This is a genomic window from Paenisporosarcina sp. TG-14, from assembly GCF_000297555.1.
GTDB lineage: Bacteria > Bacillota > Bacilli > Bacillales_A > Planococcaceae > Paenisporosarcina > Paenisporosarcina antarctica.
The window spans coordinates 1-208 of record NZ_AMGD01000128.1 but is presented as its reverse complement, the minus strand read 5'-3'; the positions used below and the strand labels follow the sequence as shown (position 1 = coordinate 208).

At 34.6% G+C, this 208-nt stretch carries 1 protein-coding gene; it reads right to left on the bottom strand.

The features are described from left to right. Positions 1 to 190, bottom strand: a 190-nt coding sequence (locus C406_RS0119035) for a helix-turn-helix domain-containing protein (RefSeq protein ID WP_026045762.1), incomplete at its 3' end; no start/stop codon positions are given. Positions 191 to 208: the final 18 nt, after the last annotated feature.

Sequence of the window (208 nt, the reverse complement as noted above, 5' to 3'; positions counted from 1 at the left end):
CAGAATAAACCTGTTTTACACTTTTCCTACGCAAACCAGCTTCACCGAATTCTTTATAAGCACGGACCCATCGTTTTATTTGAGATTCACTAGAAATATTAAATGCTTTAGCTAAAGCTTTGTATCCCAAGGAACCTTCTAAATAGGCCCTCACAACTTTCAATTTAAATTCATCGCTATATTTTGCCATATAAAAAACACCCCAAAA